This window comes from Roseomonas acroporae, from assembly GCF_023223525.1.
GTDB lineage: Bacteria > Pseudomonadota > Alphaproteobacteria > Acetobacterales > Acetobacteraceae > Roseomonas_E > Roseomonas_E acroporae.
In genome coordinates this window covers 1-1,320 of the sequence record NZ_JALPRX010000218.1, presented here as the reverse complement: position 1 = coordinate 1,320, position 1,320 = coordinate 1, and the positions used below count along the sequence as shown (strand labels likewise).

Sequence of the window (1,320 nt, the reverse complement as noted above, 5' to 3'; positions counted from 1 at the left end):
ACTCGGCCCAACCTCAGCATCAACTTCAACAAGTTGACTGTGCCCCCGCCGGACTGCTGCCGCGGCGCTCATAGCGGCCCCGGCCCAGCGCCGCTTCCAGTTCCTGCTCGACCAGTTCCTCGATCAGCCCGCGGATCCGGCCCCGGATCTCCGCCTCCAGCGGGTCGAACTAGGCCTCTCCGCTGAACAGCGCCTCCTCTGCACCGACCTTGCTGCTATTCTCATCCATGGCGTGGTCTCCACCGGCGCGCCAGCGCCGGTCATGGCTCGTTGAACAAGCCGGAGACTACGCCACCCCTTTTCCCACCACAGCCGCGACAGCACCTGCCTGCCCCTGTTGGCCAACTCAGGTAGTGGCTGGCGCGAGCCCTGACAGAGCCCAGGATCTCACTCGTAGGAGAATTCTTCGTCCAGAACTTCTGAGCGCACTGTGCTGATTTGATTTGGTCCACCATGGCACGACGTGAGTTGTGCCCTAAGCAACTCAGCAGTGGCAAACAGGGTACGAGCGGCGACATCCAAGCCGGCATCGTAGGACGCCGCGGCAAGCCGTTCGACTTGACCAACGATATCAAGTTCTGTCGTTGAGGGCAGTCCGGCCAGCATCGCTGCGGCCGAGGGCGCACCAACACCAGGATTCATCAGTCTGCTCCGGAGGAGACGGCGCTCTATAATCACACGAACGTGAGGCGCATTTCTATCGCACCTCGTTGCTCTACGCAACAAAGCAGACCACAGGAATGCAACCACTTCATGAAGATCGCAGCGAAAACACACGTCGGTGGCAGAAACGACACAACCTATAGTACATTTTTGTGTCTTTCTAACTACTATATATCAAACAACATTTTTTGCCCTGCTATCAATGGTCGCGTGCGATCGTGGGCCGTGTGTGGCAACCTCTGCAGTGCCCACATGAGCCTTCTCTATCTCAAGCAGGCGACAGCAGCTCGATTAACTCCTGCGCAACCATTGGATGCAAAAAGGAGAGCTGCCCATGGAGTAGGGGACACGGGTGAGCATCGACCAAACCCAATTGCAATCCCTTGTCGAAAGCGCCCTACTCCAACAGGTGCTTACTACTCCCGATCCTGCATCGTTGCTGCGCCGCGGGCATGCTGAGTTGCTCGACGTGCTCATTCAGGCGCCTTGCTGGATCGCCGCTCCTGTAGATGACATGCAACTTCGTGCCATGCTGGCTGCGGCTGTCGATGCAACAGTACCGAGGCTCCTACGGAAGCTGGATGGCGGAGCATAGAAGGGGTCACGACACGAAAGCGCGTTGAGTGTCCAGCTCGCGCGAACAGACGGGCAATTTAG

At 58.4% G+C, this 1,320-nt stretch carries 2 protein-coding genes and 1 pseudogene; 1 reads left to right on the top strand and 2 read right to left on the bottom strand.

The window, feature by feature from the left end; all coding sequences use genetic code 11:
• Positions 1 to 52: 52 nt before the first annotated feature.
• Both M0638_RS29340 and M0638_RS28070 read right to left on the bottom strand, forming a co-directional pair.
• Positions 53 to 229: pseudogene (locus M0638_RS29340) on the bottom strand (IS256 family transposase); the annotation flags it as partial.
• Between the two features lie 158 nt (positions 230 to 387).
• Entirely contained in the window at positions 388 to 642 is a 255-nt protein-coding gene (locus tag M0638_RS28070) for a hypothetical protein (RefSeq protein WP_248670255.1), read from the bottom strand.
• Positions 643 to 1,015: 373 nt separating this feature from the next.
• On the opposite strand from M0638_RS28070, the gene M0638_RS28065 reads away from it, so the two are divergent.
• Positions 1,016 to 1,258, top strand: a complete 243-nt coding sequence (locus M0638_RS28065; RefSeq protein ID WP_248670254.1) for a hypothetical protein — start codon at positions 1,016 to 1,018, stop codon at positions 1,256 to 1,258.
• Positions 1,259 to 1,320 lie beyond the last annotated feature (62 nt).